Source organism: Streptomyces sp. CB02414 (assembly GCF_001905385.1).
GTDB lineage: Bacteria > Actinomycetota > Actinomycetes > Streptomycetales > Streptomycetaceae > Streptomyces.
Window position 1 is genome coordinate 510,312 of the sequence record NZ_LIPF01000002.1, and the last position, 13,452, is coordinate 523,763.

Genomic DNA, 13,452 nt, shown 5'->3' on the forward strand with positions numbered 1-13,452 from the left:
TTCCTTACTTGGTGAGGTGGTCGGGGCCGAAGGCCTGCGGGAGCATCCGGGACAGGGGGAGGATGCCCTCCGGCGTCTCCAGCAGCAGCTCCGGGCCGCCGAACTCGTACAGCAGCTGCCGGCAGCGGCCGCACGGGACGAGGATCTCGCCGTGGCCGTCGACGCAGGCGAAGTGCGTCAGCCGGCCGCCGCCGGTGAGCTGGAGCTGGGAGACGAGCCCGCACTCGGCGCACAGGCCGATGCCGTAGCTGGCGTTCTCGACGTTGCAGCCGGTGACGGTGCGGCCGTCGTCGACCAGGGCGGCGGCGCCGACGGCGTACCCGGAGTACGGGGCGTAGGCGTGGCCCATCGCCTCGCGGGCCGCCGTGCGCAGCGCGCCCCAGTCGACGTCGGTCATTTGCCCTGTCCCTTCCGGTACTGCATGCCGTTCGCCTTCGGCATCCGCAGCCGCTGCGCGGACAAAGCGAGGACGACGAGGGTGACGACGTACGGCGTGGCGGAGACGACCTGGTTGGGGACGTCGTCGGTGGTGGCGTACCAGGCGAAGACCAGGGCGCCGATGACCACGGTGATCGCGGCCTTGACGTACTTCTTGCGGATCACGAGCCAGATGGCGCCGGCGAGCAGCAGCAGCGCGCCGAGCAGCAGCAGGGCGTGGACGTTGGCGGAGCCGCCGCGCAGGTTGAGGCTGTCGGTGTAGCCGAAGAGGCCGGCGCCGATGGCGAGGCCGCCCGGCATCCAGTTGCCGAAGATCATCGCCGCGAGGCCGATGTAGCCGCGGCCGCTGGTCTGGCCCTCCAGGTAGAAGGGGTTGGCGACGATGGAGAGGAAGACGCCGCCGAGGCCGGCCAGGCCGCCGGAGATGATCACGGCGAGGTACTTGTACTTGTAGACGTTGACGCCGAGGGACTCGGCGGCGACCGGGTTCTCGCCGCAGGAGCGCAGGCGGAGGCCGAACGGGGTGCGCCACAGGACGTACCAGCTGCCCGGGATGAGCGCGACGGCGATCAGGGTGAGCCAGGAGACGTCGGTGACCAGGCCGCCGAGCAGGCCGGCGATGTCGGAGACGAAGAACCAGTGCTGGTCGTTGAGGCTCTCCAGGGCGCTGGAAAGGCCCGGCACCGAGAAGTGGCCGAGGTCGTCGACGGGCGGGGACTGCTTGGCGGAGCCGCCCTGGTGGCCCTCGAAGGCGAGGGGGGCCAGGTAGCGGGTGGCGCCGAGGGCGAGGATGTTGATGGCCACACCGGAGACGATGTGGTTGACCTTGAAGGTGATCGTCACGATGGCGTGCAGCAGGCCGCCGAGCGCGCCGCCGACGATGCCCATCAGGACGCCGGTCCACGGACCCCACTGGAAGCCGGCCCAGGCACCGAACCAGGTGCCGAGGATCAGCATGCCCTCGAGGCCGATGTTGATGACGCCCGCGCGTTCGGCCCACAGGCCGCCGAGACCGGCCAGGCCGATCGGCACGGCGAGCTGGAGCGCGGTGGACATCTGGCTGACGTTGGTGATGCCGTTGGCGCCGGTGATCAGGCGGACGATGGAGGTCAGTGCCAGGGCGCCGGCGATGATCAGCAGCAGGACGGGCAGCGAGATCCGGCGGCCGGCCGGGGCCCCGTGCTCCAGCGTGGGCTGGTTGAGGTCGGTTGCGGTGGTCATCGGCCAGCCACCTCCTTCTTGGTGTTGTCGGTGGCGCCGAGGACGTGACCGGCGGCCAGCTCCGCGCCGACGCGGCGCTGCTGGCGGCGCAGGCCCCACTCGCGGACGGCCTCGTAGGAGACGACGACCGAGAGCACGATCAGGCCCTGCATGATGACCGCGATCTCCTTGTCGTAGCCGTGGAAGTCCAGCTCGGGGCTGGCCTTGTCGAGCCAGGCCCACAGCAGGGCGGCGAAGGCGATACCGACGGGGCTGTTGCGGCCGAGCAGGGCGATGCCGATGCCGAGGAAGCCGATGCCGGTGGGGAAGTTGAGGCTGTAGGTGTGGGTGTCGCCGAGGAGGATCGGCAGGCCCGCGAGGCCGGCGAGGCCGCCGGAGAGCAGCATCGCGGTGAGCACCATGCGCTTCGGGTTGACGCCGCTGGCCGCGGCGGCGGACTCGGAGGCGCCGGAGGCGCGCAGGTCGAAGCCGAAGCGGGTGCGGTTGAGGACCACCCAGTAGCCGATGCCGAGGAGGACGGCGAGGATCACCAGGCCGTAGATCTCGCCGGCGGCGCCCATGTCGATGCCGGGGATCCAGCCGGACTCGTGCATCTCGCCGGTGGTGTTGTTGTTGCCGATCTTGACGCCGAAGACGTCGGGCAGCCACAGGTAGCCGATGACGGAGGTGGCGATCGCGTTCAGCATGATCGTCGCGACGACCTCGCTGACGCCCCGGGTCACCTTGAGGACACCGGCGATGCCGGACCAGAAGGCGCCGGTGAGGACGGCGGTCAGCAGGAGCAGCGGGATCTGGAGGAAGGCGGGCAGGTTGGCGTGGGCACCGACGATCGCGGCCATCATGGCGGCGAGCTGGTACTGGCCGTCGACGCCGATGTTGAACAGGTTCATCCGGAAGCCAATGGCCACCGCGAGGGCCGCGATGTAGTACATCGACGCCTGGTTGATGATCAGAACCTGGATGTCGGAGAATCCGGCCTGCTCGAACATCAGGGCGAACGGTTCGACCGGGTTCTTGCCCGAAGCGATCAGGACGATCGCGCTGAGCACGAAGGCCACGGCGAGCGCGATGACCGGTCCGGCCACCGCGAGGAGCACGCGCTCCTTGTCGAACTTCTTCATCAGCGGGCCTCGTCTTCCGCGCCCGGGCCGCCGTCGGCCGGGGTCTCTTCGTGTTCGAGGTGTCCGGAGGCGGCACCGGTCATGGCCGAGCCCAGCTCCTCGGGGGTGATGGTGGCCGGGTCGGCGTCGGCGACCAGCTTGCCGTCGTAGATCACCCGGAGGGTGTCGGACAGGCCGATCAGCTCGTCCAGGTCGGCGGAGATCAGCAGGACGGCCAGGCCCTCGCGGCGGGCCTCGCGGATGTGGTCCCAGATGGCGGCCTGCGCGCCGACGTCCACACCGCGGGTGGGGTGGGCCGCGATGAGGAAGCGCGGCTTGTGGCTCATCTCGCGGCCGACGATCAGCTTCTGCTGGTTGCCGCCGGACAGGGAGGCGGCGGTGACGTCGATGCCGGGGGTGCGGACGTCGTAGGTCTCGACGATGCGGCGGGTGTCGTCCTGGGCGCCCTTGAGGTCGAGCCAGACGCCCTTGCTGTTGGGCTTCTCGGTGACGTGGCCGAGGATGCGGTTCTCCCAGAGGGGGGCCTCCAGGAGCAGGCCGTGGCGGTGGCGGTCCTCGGGGATGTAGCCGACGCCCTGCTCGCGGCGCTTGCGGGTGGGCAGCGCCGTGATGTCCTCGTCGAGGAAGCGGATGGTGCCGGAGTCGGCGTGGCGCAGGCCGATGAGGGCGTCGACCAGTTCGGTCTGGCCGTTGCCCTCGACGCCGGCGATGCCCAGCACCTCGCCGGCGTGGATGGTGAAGGAGATGTCGTCGAGGAGGGCCTTGCCGCCGGGGGCCGCCAGGCGCAGCGTGTCGACGGCGAGGACCGGACGGTCGGTGACCGTGGACTCGGCGGTCTCGGGGGTGGGCAGCTCGCTGCCGACCATCAGCTCGGCGAGCTGGCGCGGGGTGGTCTCGGACGGGACGGCGGTGCCGACCGTCGTGCCGCGCCGGATGACGGTGATGTCGTCGGCGACGGACAGCACCTCGCCCAGCTTGTGCGAGATGAAGATGACGGACAGGCCCTCGGCCTTGAGCTCGCGCAGGTTGTCGAAGAGCGCGTCGACCTCCTGGGGCACGAGGACGGCGGTGGGCTCGTCGAGGATGAGGGTGCGGGCGCCGCGGTAGAGGACCTTGAGGATCTCCACGCGCTGGCGGGCGGCGACGCCGAGCTCCTCGACCAGGCGGTCGGGCTCCACGCCGAGGCCGTAGCGCTCGGAGATCTCCTTGATCTTGCGGCGGGCCCTGGCGCCGATGCCGTAGAGCTTCTCGCTGCCGAGGACCACGTTCTCGAGGACCGTGAGGTTGTCGGCGAGCATGAAGTGCTGGTGGACCATGCCGATGCCGCGGACGATGGCGTCGGCGGGCGAGGAGAAGCTCACCTTCTCGCCGTCGACCGTGATGGTGCCCTCGTCCGGCTTCTGCATGCCGTAGAGGATCTTCATCAGGGTGGACTTGCCGGCGCCGTTCTCGCCGACGAGGGCGTGGACGGTGCCCTTGCGGACGGTGAGGTGGATGTCGTGGTTGGCCACGACGCCGGGGAACCGCTTGGTGATCCCGGCGAGCTCGACGGCGGTCACCGATTCGTTGACCGCCGCTTTGGCCGGAGGGCTGCTGGACGCGTTGATGGCGCACTCTCCTGGGGACGGGGGCCGTCTACGCGCGTAGCGCCCCTACGGCATCTAAAAGCGGCGGCGGCACATCGACACGACGGGGTACGGGGAGGGACCCGGGGGCGTCCTCCCCGTACCCCGTCGAGCGGTGCGACCACCGCGGTTACACGCTGTTCGAGGTACTGCTGGTGATCAGCTGCTCTTGACCTTGATCTCGCCGCTGACGATCTTCTCCTTGGCCGTCTTGATGGCTGCCTGGAGTTCGGCATTGTCCGCGAACTTCGGGTTGGAGTTCGAGAGGCCGACCTCGCCGGACTTCAGATCGCCCCGAACGATACCGGTCTCGGGCTTGCCGTCCTCGACCGACTTCGCGAGGTTGTAGACCGCCTTGGCGACGTCCTTGGTGGCCGAAGTCAGGATCCAGTCCTTGTACTTCGCGAGGGCGTCCTGCTTGTACTGGTCGGAGTCGACGCCGATCGCCCACACCTTGTTGGCGGCGGCGGCCTCGATCACGCCCTGGCCGGAGAGACCGGCCGCCGCGAACACGACGTCGGCCTTCTTCTCGATCTGGCCCTCGGCGGCGGTCTGGCCCTTGTCGGGGCTGGAGAAGCCGCCCTCCTCCGCGGTCTGCGTCAGGTACTGCGAGATGACCTTGACCTTGGGGTTGGTGTCCTTGACACCCTGCTCGTAGCCCGCCTGGAACTTGTGGATCAGCGGGATGTCCACGCCGCCCACGAAGCCGACCGTGTTGGTCTTGGTGGTCTTGGCGGCGGCGACACCGGCGAGGTAGGAGGCCTGCTCCTCGTTGAAGACCAGGTCGGCCACGTTGTCGGCCTCGATCGTGGCGTCGTCCACGATGCCGAAGGTGGTGTCCGGGTACTTCTCGGCGGTGCTCTTCAGCGCGGCGGCGTACGCGTAGCCGACGCCGATGACCGGGTTGTAGCCCTGCTTGGCCAGCGAGGAGAGCCGCTGCTCCTTGTCGGCGTTGGTCTCGCCGTCGGTGGGCTCGATGGCGGCGGTCTTGTAGCCGAACTCCTTCTCCGCCTTCAGCAGGCCGGCGTGAGCGGCGTCGTTGAAGGACTGGTCGCCCTCGCCGCCGACGTCGTAGGCGATGGCGAGACCCTTGTCGCCCTTGGACTCCGACGACCCGGAGGAGGTCGAGGTGCCACCGCAGGCGGTCAGGGCGAGGGCCAGGGAGGCGGTCGCTGCGCCTGCGACCGTGATCCGGGAAATCCGGCGCATGTCTGGTGCTCCTGTCGTACAAGCGCCGGGGACGGTTCGGGTACGGCGCTGGCTTCGCCGCAGATTAACGCGCGTAGACCTGCCTGAAAACCCCTTCTGTCCTTCTTGTTATCCGCCCGTGAGCAAGGGGGCCGGGGCGGGCCCGCGGGGCTTGCCGGACGCAAACGGGGGACGGCGGAGAGTGACGCCGGGGCGGCGCGGACGGCCGGTCGCGGCATGCCGAAGCGGGCGGGCGCCCGGGGCGCCCGCCCGCTTCGTGTGGTGCTGTGCGGGGCTACTCCGTCTTCACCTTGATGGAGCCGGAGATAATGCCTTCCTTGGCCTTGGCCACGGCGTCCGTCAGGCCCGGGATCTCGGCGTACTTCGGGTTGGCGTCGGACAGGCCCACACCGTCCGACTCCAGGTCGAAGGTCTGCACGCCGGTCAGCGGCTTGCCGTCCTCGACCGACTTCGCCAGCGCGTACACCGCGCCGTCGATGTCCTTGAGCGCGGAGGTCAGGATGGAGTCCTTGTACGCCGCGAGGGCTTCCTGCTTGTACTGGTCGGAGTCGACGCCGATCGCCCAGACCTTCGCCTTCGCGGCGGCCTCGATCACGCCCTGGCCGGAGAGGCCGGCGGCCTGGTAGACGACGTCGGCCTTCTTCTCGATCTGGCCCTCGGCGGCGGCGCGGCCCTTGTCGGGGCTGGAGAAGCCGCCCTCCTCCGCGGTCTGCGTCAGGTACTGCGAGATGACCTTGACCTTGGGGTTGGTGTCCTTGACACCCTGCTCGTAGCCGGCCTCGAACTTGTGGATCAGCGGGACGTCGACACCGCCGACGAACCCGACGACGTTGGTCTTGGTGGCCTTGGCCGCGGCGACACCGGCGAGGTAGGAGGCCTCGTTCTCGGCGAAGACGAGGGAGGCGACGTTCTTGCCCTCGACCACGGAGTCCACGATGCCGAAGGTGGTGTCCGGGTACTTCTCGGCGACCGTCTTCATCGCCGGCGCGTAGGCGAAGCCGACGCCGATGACGGGGTTGTAGCCCTGCTTGGCCAGCGAGGAGAGCCGCTGCTCCTTGTCGGCGTTGGTCTCGCCGTCGGTGGGCTCGATGGCGGCGGTCTTGTAGCCGAACTCCTTCTCCGCCTTCTTGAGGCCCGCGTGGGCGGCGTCGTTGAAGGACTGGTCGCCCTCGCCGCCGATGTCGTACGCGATGGCGAGGCCCTTGTCGTCCTTGCCGCCCTCGTCGCCGCTGTTGCTTTCGCTGCTGGTGCCGCCGCAGGCCGTGGCGGCGAGTGCGAGCGACGCGACCCCCACCGCGGCGCGGGTCAGTCTCGATATCCGACGCATCTGAAGTTCCCCATTCTCCAAAGCCCCGCAGCGGGTGCTCGGTTCGGCGCAGATTAACGCGCGTAGAAACTCCTGGGAACGGGGTTCCGCGGCGCCGTTATCCATTCGTGCCGCGGAGTGCCAGGGGCGTGCTTCGCGCGCGCCAGGGGCGTGCGGCGCGGCCTCGTGCGCTTGTGCATCAGGCTGCCCCCGGCCCGCCGGGGCCGCAACCCCGGCGGACGGGTTCGCCGCTACGGGGTCACTGCACGGCGTCGATCAGCGCCGCCGCGGTGAACATCTCCACGCCGACGGTGATGGCCGCCTCGTCCACGTCGAAGTCGCCCTGGTGGAGGTCGCGGATCACGCGCTCGCCGGGCGGGCGGACGCCGAGGCGGGCCATGGCGCCGGGCACGTGCTCCAGGTACCAGGAGAAGTCCTCGCCGCCGAGGCTCTGCTCGGTGGGCTCGACGGAGTCCGTGCCGCGCCGGGCGACCATGGCCGCCTGGAGCAGTTCGGTGCTGGTGACCTCGTTGACGACCGGGGGCACGCCGCGGACGTAGGTGATCTCGGACTTGGCGCGGTAGAGGTTGGCGATCTCGTCGATGGCGCCGACCACCAGGTCGGGAGCCTGCCGCCAGGCGTCGAGGTCGAGGCAGCGCACGGTGCCGGCGAGTTCGGCGTGCTGCGGGATGACGTTCGGCGCGTGGCCGGACTCGATCCGTCCCCAGGTCAGGGCGAGGCCGCTGCGGCTGTCCACGCGCCGGGCGACGAGCGGGGGCACGTCGGTGACGACGCGGGCGGCGGCGGTGACCAGGTCGGTGGTGAGGTGCGGGCGGGCGGTGTGCCCGCCGGGGCCGTCGAGGGAGATCTCCAGCCGGTCGCAGGCGGAGGTGATGGGGCCGACCCTGAGGCCGATCCGCCCGGCGTCCACCCGGGGGTCGCAGTGCACGGCCAGGATGCGGCGCACCCCGTCGAGCGCGCCGCCCTCGATGGCGTCGGCGGCGCCGCCGGGCAGCACCTCCTCGGCCGGCTGGAAGACCAGCCGCACGGGCCGGGGCAGCAGGCCCTGCTCGTGCAGGGCGGCCAGGACGAGGCCGGTGCCGAGGACGACGGTGGTGTGCACGTCGTGCCCGCAGGCATGGGCGCGGTCGGGGACGCGCGAGCGGTACTCGCACTCGCTCTTGGTGTCCGGGATGGGAAGCGCGTCGATGTCGGCCCGCAGGGCGAGCATGCGGGGGCCGCCGGCCCACTGCCCCGAGTCGGTGCCGGTACCGATGTCGCAGACGAGCCCGGTCCCGACGGGGAGCACCCGCGGCTTGAGGCCGGCCCGCTCCAGCCGTTCCTTGATCGCGGCGGTGGTGCGGAACTCCTGGTTGCCCAGCTCGGGGTGCATGTGCAGGTCGCGGCGGAAGGCGACGAGCTCCGCGCGGAGCGCCTCCGGCAGGGTGCCGGGAAGCACCGTTTCCCCGGACGGGTCGGCCTCGGTCTCTCGGGACAGGGACATCAGTTGCTTCACCCTCTGAAGGGTAGGACGCCGGGGCGGTCAACTGTCCCGCGATCAACAAAAGTTCAGCCCGTTAGGGGAAGAAAAGTTGGCCGTGCGGCGCATGGGTGTCGCCGGAGGTGGGTAAAATCGCCGCCTTTCCCGCACCGCGACGATGTCCGTTCTCCGCCTTTCCTTGCTGTACTCACGCATACCACGCCACGCCCGCCCCACGCCCGGCGGTCACGAGGAGCGTCACCGCCGTGACGCACCGCACGAACGGCTACCCGGCGCCCGCCACCGCCGACAGCCGGTGCGCGCCCCGGGCCGACCCGGTCACGCCGTTCAGGAACCCCCGGGCCCGGGGGGACGCGTGCTGGGTGAGCCAGGCGGGGTCGATGTCGCAGACGGCGACGCGGACCTCGGTGCCGGCCAGGGCGAGGGGCAGGGTGTGGACGACCGTGGAGGGGAAGCTGAGGATGGTGCGGCCGATCGGGCCGCGGCGGGCGATCAGCTCCAGGGGGAGGTCGGGGCGGACGATCTCCAGGCCGGTCTCCACGGCCAGCCGGTGGAGTTTGTCCGTGCTCTCCCGGCGGTGGGCGAAGTAGCGGGCCGCGCCGTGGGTCCGTGCCAGGCCGCGTACGGCGTCCAGGTAGCGGTCGGCGTCCACGACACCGGTCTCCACCAGCGACGTGCCGACCATGTCGGCGCCCTGGGTGACGCGGGGCGGACCGAAGCGGGCGCGGGTCCAGGCGAAGTCGTTGGCGGTGACGGTGACGCCGTCGGGGACGTCCTCGATCGGCATGGAGGAGAAGACGGTGACCTGGCGGTCGGGGGTCGGGGTCAGGCGGTGGCGGGCGGAGCGGGAGACGGGGGCGAAGAGGAGGTCGCGGGGGCCGGGGCGGCTGCCCTTGCGGTGCCAGCGGACCAGGCGCTCGCCCTGCGCCAGCTGGGTGACGAACTCCATCGTGGCCGTGCCGTCGTCGACGACGACGAGGTCGTGGGCGCGGGTGATGGTCAGGAGCAGTTGTACGTAGCGGGAGAACGGGTCGCCCATGACGATCCGTTCGGCCTGGCGCAGCGCGCCGGCCAGGCCGCCCACCGTGCGGAAGGGTGCCGTGGCGCCGCCGCGGGCCTCCTCCCAGCGGATCTCGTGCCCTTCCTGCCGGGCCAGTTCCGCCATGCGGCGCAGCTGGCCCCGGGTCATCGGATCGACCGGGGACAGGACCACGAGGGTGAGCTCCGCGCCGGGTGCGCGGGTGTGCGCCCACTCCAGCACGTTCAGCAGTTGTACCGGGCTCTCGACGAAGGCGAGAGTGCGGGGGCCGGCGTTCCCGGCGCGGGGGCTCATCGGTGTGGGACCGTCCCGTGGTGGGTGACTCGGTGGGCGGTGGTCAGACGGTGACGGGCTCGCCCGCGGCGTCGGCGATCTCCGCCTCGGCGACGACGCCGGTGACGCGGCGCAGCTTCTTCATCGGGCCGAGCTCGGAGTCGTAGACCTTCTTGACGCCGTCACCGAGGGACGCCTCGATGGTGCGGATGTCGCGCACCAGGCGGGTCAGGCCCTGCGGCTCGACGGAGGCGGCCTGGTCGGAGCCCCACATGGCGCGGTCGAGGGTGATGTGGCGCTCGACGAAGGTGGCGCCGAGGGCGACCGCGGCGAGGGTGGTCTGCAGGCCGGTCTCGTGGCCGGAGTAGCCGATCGGGACGTTCGGGTACTCCTGCTGGAGGGTGTTGATGACGCGGAGGTTCAGCTCCTCGGCCTGCGCCGGGTACGTCGACGTGGCGTGGCACATGAGGATGTTGTCGGAGCCGAGGACCTCGACCGCGTGGCGGATCTGCTTCGGGGTGGACATGCCGGTCGAGAGGATGACCGTGCGGCCCGTCGCGCGCAGGGCGCGCAGCAGCTCGTCGTCGGTGAGGGAGGCGGAGGCGACCTTGTGGGCGGGGACGTCGAACTTCTCCAGGAAGGCGACGGCCTCGGTGTCCCACGGGGAGGCGAACCAGTCGATGTTCTTCGTCTTGCAGTACTCGTCGATCTGGCGGTACTCGTCCTCGCCGAACTCCACGCGGTGGCGGTAGTCGATGTACGTCATCCGGCCCCACGGGGTGTCGCGCTCGATGTCCCACTGGTCGCGCGGGGTGCAGATCTCCGGGGTGCGCTTCTGGAACTTGACGGCGTCGCAGCCGGCCTCGGCGGCGGCGTCGATCAGCTTGAACGCGTTCTCCAGCTCACCGTTGTGGTTGATGCCGATCTCGCCGGTGATGTAGACGGGGCGGCCGGGGCCGGCCTCGCGGGTGCCGAAGGTGCGGATGCGGGAGTTGGTGCTCATGGCGGGGATTTCCTTACCTGGACTGGGTGATCGTGGGGGATTCGAGGGAGTCGGGTACGCCGGGGAAGTCGGGTACGTCGAGTGAGGGGCCGAGGATCCAGCTCGCGATCTCCCGGATGGCGCCGTCACCGCCGGGGACGGTGGTGACCGCGCGGGCCGCGCCGCGTACGGCGTCGTGGGCGCTCGCGACCGCCACGGGCCAGCCGACGAGGGCGAAGCACGGGAGGTCGTTGACGTCGTTGCCGACGTAGAGCACGCGTTCGGGCGCGATGCCCTGCTCCTCGCACCACTGCTTGAGGGCGAGGTCCTTGCGGTCGATGCCGTGCAGCACCGGGAGCTTGAGCTTCCGGGCGCGGGCGGCGACGACCGGGTTCACTTCCGTGGACAGGATGAGCATCGTCAGGCCGCTGCGGCGCAGGGCGGCGATGCCGAGTCCGTCGCCGCGGTGCACGGAGACGAACTCCCGTCCGTCGGAGTCGATCAGCACCCGGTCGTCGGTCTGGGTGCCGTCGAAGTCGAGGACCACCGCGTCGATGTCGTCGGCGGTGGGAAGGGCGCCGGGCCGGGCGGCGTCGAAGAAGGGCGCCAGCGCGCGGGCGCGGGCCAGGTCGTGCGGGTCGTCGATCTCCAGGACGCGGGCCGGGTCGGTGCGGACCAGTTCGGTGCGGCCGAAGAAGCGGTGCCGGTGCTCGCGGAAGCCGCCGGCGGCCATGGCGTAGGCGGCGCCGGTCTCCAGCAGGTCCTGGGGGCGGTCCTGGCGGCGGGGGCGGTGGGACTTGTCGTGGTTGACGCCGTGACCGCCCTCCTCGCCGGCGCCGTCGCGCCAGACGAAGCCGTGGAACGGGGCGACGGTCACCGCGGTGTCGGCGCCGCTCTCGGCGACCGCGCCGGCCACCCCGTCGATGTCCTCGCGGACGATGAAGGGGCTGGTGCACTGCACGAGCAGCACCACGTCGACGACGGCGCCGTGCAGGGCCTCGTGGGCGTCCATGGCGTGCAGGACGGCGGCCTCGGAGGTGGCGGTGTCCCCGGCGATGGCGGCGGGCCGCAGCACGACCTCGGCACCGGCCTCGCGGGCCGCGGCGGCGATGGTCTGGTCGTCCGTGGAGACCACGACGTCCGTCACGAGACGGCTGGCCCGGCACTCGCGCACCGCGCGGGCCACCAGCGGTACGCCGCCGACGGGGGCGAGGTTCTTCGCGGGCACGCCCTTGGAGCCGCCGCGCGCGGGAATCACCGCGAGCACACGGCGCACCTCGGCGCCCCGGCCCGCTTCCGGTTGGGACATGGACGGAACTCCTTGGAGACGGTTCGGGGCGTTCACAGCTCCCCCATCCGCCGGATCACCGGGGCCACGCGCTGGACGCCGTGGCGGTAGGCCCCGCGGGCGGCCCGGCGGACGACCTGGCGCACCGGGCCGGGTGCCTTGTCGGCGGCGGGGGCGCCCGGCAGCGGGGTGCCGTCGGGGGCGAGGTGGTGGCGGGCGAGGATGCCCGGGAGGTAACCGGGGGCGGTGACGGTCGTGTAGTACGGGGCCAGCGGGGGCAGGCCGCCGGGGCGGGCGCGCAGGGCGGCGATGCGCTCCCTGGCCCGGTCGAAGGCGGTCTCGTAGGCGCCGCCGTCGGCCGCCACGCCCTGCCGGGCGATCCACTCGGCGTCGGGCACCGGGCGGTGCCCCTCGTCGAGCTGGTCCCAGGAGGCGAGGCACCCGGAGCCGACGAAGTGGTGGTTGCCGAGCGCCTCGCGCACCCCGAGGTCGGTCAGTACGGCCGTGGGGATGCGGCGGTGCAGGGACTCCAGGGCCGCCGTGGAGCTGACGGTGACCAGGAGGTCGGTGCGGTCGAGGACCTCGCCCATGTGGCCGTACACCAGGCGGAAGTTGGGCGGCGGGTCGGCCCGCTGCACCAGCTTCTGGTACGGCAGCTCCTCGATGTGGGTGGTGTGCTCGCCGGGCTTGGAGCGCAGCTTGAGCACGACCTCCCGCTCGGGATGCCGGCGAGCGTGCCGGATCAGCCGGTCGAGGAGGTACGTACGGTCCTTGCGGTTGTCCGGCACGGAGGGCTGGGCGGCGAAGACCACCGTGTGGGGGCGTTCACCGGCCCCGGGCTCCCCGGCGTAGGCGGCTCCGCCCAGGAAGGGCAGGGCGACCTCGGTCACCGCGGAGGCGTCGGCGCCGACCCCCTCGTACACGGCCCGGAAACGGTCCGCGTCCTGGCGGGAGTTGGCGAGGACGACGTCGGCTCCGTGCCGCAGCAGCAGGCCGTCGGCGAGCTTCTCGTAGACGACGCCGACGTATCCGGTGACGACCACGGGCCGCTCGGCGCGGTCCTGCCAGACCCGTCCCAGGCCGTGCAGCATCGCCTGGACGCCGCCGCCGACCAGGGCGAGGACGAGGACGTCGTAGGAGTCCTCGCCCCTCGCGTCGCCCATGGCACGCAGGAACTCGACGGCGGTCACCTCGCGGAGCGAGTCCGCGGTGACGCCGACTTCCCTCAGCTGGCGGGGGGTGGGGGTGGCTCGGCCGCGCAGCAGGTATCCGTCGAGGCTGATTTCCGTGTCGTCCGGTGTCATTCGGCTCGCGGTGAGCGCGCCCCATTTCCACCGGGTGTCGGAGTCCGCCAGGACGGCCACTCGCAGGGCCTTCGTTGCACTTGCTGGCACGCCGAAGAAGTTAGGAAGGCGTTTCTAGGAACCGCCCAACCGGAATCCAACAAAC

11 protein-coding genes are annotated in these 13,452 nt (G+C 71.3%); all 11 read right to left on the reverse strand.

Annotated elements, in window-relative coordinates:
• Positions 1–4: 4 nt before the first annotated feature.
• Positions 5–397 (reverse strand): cytidine deaminase, encoded by a 393-nt coding sequence (locus AMK11_RS08485; protein ID WP_073724793.1) that lies wholly within the window; start codon positions 395–397, stop codon positions 5–7.
• On the reverse strand, positions 394–1,659 hold the full coding sequence (locus tag AMK11_RS08490) for an ABC transporter permease (RefSeq protein ID WP_073724794.1): 1,266 nt from the start codon (positions 1,657–1,659) through the stop codon (positions 394–396). The genes AMK11_RS08485 and AMK11_RS08490 overlap by 4 nt, the downstream gene beginning before the upstream one ends.
• Positions 1,656–2,780: an ABC transporter permease gene (locus AMK11_RS08495; RefSeq protein ID WP_073724795.1), complete on the reverse strand. Its 1,125-nt coding sequence runs from the start codon at positions 2,778–2,780 to the stop codon at positions 1,656–1,658. The genes AMK11_RS08490 and AMK11_RS08495 overlap by 4 nt, the downstream gene beginning before the upstream one ends.
• The gene (locus AMK11_RS08500; protein WP_073724796.1) at positions 2,780–4,339 is read right to left on the reverse strand and encodes an ABC transporter ATP-binding protein; all 1,560 of its coding nucleotides are present in this window, start codon (positions 4,337–4,339) and stop codon (positions 2,780–2,782) included. Before AMK11_RS08500 ends, AMK11_RS08495 begins: the two co-directional genes overlap by 1 nt.
• A 225-nt stretch (positions 4,340–4,564) precedes the next feature.
• Positions 4,565–5,614 (reverse strand): BMP family lipoprotein, encoded by a 1,050-nt coding sequence (locus AMK11_RS08505; RefSeq protein ID WP_073724797.1) that lies wholly within the window; start codon positions 5,612–5,614, stop codon positions 4,565–4,567.
• Between the two features lie 274 nt (positions 5,615–5,888).
• Positions 5,889–6,941 carry a BMP family lipoprotein gene (locus AMK11_RS08510; RefSeq protein WP_073724798.1) on the reverse strand — a complete coding sequence of 351 codons (1,053 nt, stop codon included), beginning with the start codon at positions 6,939–6,941 and terminating at the stop codon, positions 5,889–5,891.
• A gap of 238 nt (positions 6,942–7,179) precedes the next feature.
• On the reverse strand, positions 7,180–8,424 hold the full coding sequence (locus AMK11_RS08515) for a M20 family metallopeptidase (protein ID WP_073724799.1): 1,245 nt from the start codon (positions 8,422–8,424) through the stop codon (positions 7,180–7,182).
• Between the two features lie 262 nt (positions 8,425–8,686).
• Entirely contained in the window at positions 8,687–9,754 is a 1,068-nt protein-coding gene (locus AMK11_RS08520; protein ID WP_073724800.1) for a hypothetical protein, read from the reverse strand.
• A 43-nt stretch (positions 9,755–9,797) separates the two neighbouring features.
• On the reverse strand, positions 9,798–10,736 hold the full coding sequence (locus AMK11_RS08525) for an N-acetylneuraminate synthase family protein (RefSeq protein WP_073724801.1): 939 nt from the start codon (positions 10,734–10,736) through the stop codon (positions 9,798–9,800).
• 13 nt (positions 10,737–10,749) lie between these two features.
• On the reverse strand, positions 10,750–12,024 hold the full coding sequence (locus AMK11_RS08530) for an N-acylneuraminate cytidylyltransferase (RefSeq protein ID WP_073724802.1): 1,275 nt from the start codon (positions 12,022–12,024) through the stop codon (positions 10,750–10,752).
• A gap of 32 nt (positions 12,025–12,056) precedes the next feature.
• A complete protein-coding gene (locus AMK11_RS08535) occupies positions 12,057–13,397 on the reverse strand; it encodes a DUF6716 putative glycosyltransferase (RefSeq protein ID WP_073724803.1) in 1,341 nt (446 codons plus the stop codon).
• Positions 13,398–13,452 lie beyond the last annotated feature (55 nt).